Consider the following 421-nt stretch of genomic DNA (forward strand, 5'->3'; position numbering starts at 1 on the left):
CCATGGCCGACACGTTGACGACGTACGTGCGGCGCGCCGGCGACGCGGCCATCGCGGGCCGCAACCGGCTGATGAGGATGAACGGCGCCGTCTGGTTGCACAGCTGGACCTCGAGCAGCTCCATGGGGTCGACCTGCTCGACGGTCGCGACCCACGAGTTGCTCTCGGCGACGTCGGGGATCAGCCCGCCCGCGTCGATCGACGTGCCCGCGACGAGCCGTTCGAGGCTCGCGGCCTGCGCCGTGAGCGACTGCTCGGCGAGCTCCTGCGCGTCGCGCGTCGCCCGCTCGATCGCGAGCGCGGGGCTCGTCAGGTCGCTCACCGACCCGGCGAGCGCGCGCGGGTGGGCGTCGCTCGTGTGCCCGAACGCCGTGATCATGCGGTCGCCGTCGTCCGGCAGCGGCGCCAGCTCGGCGTCGAC

1 pseudogene is annotated in these 421 nt (G+C 73.9%); it reads right to left on the minus strand.

Annotated elements, in window-relative coordinates:
- A pseudogene (locus G3I71_RS52110) lies at positions 1-421 on the minus strand (short-chain dehydrogenase); the annotation flags it as partial.

Origin of the sequence: Streptomyces sp. SID12501 (genome assembly GCF_010550245.1) — a bacterium.
GTDB lineage: Bacteria > Actinomycetota > Actinomycetes > Streptomycetales > Streptomycetaceae > Streptomyces.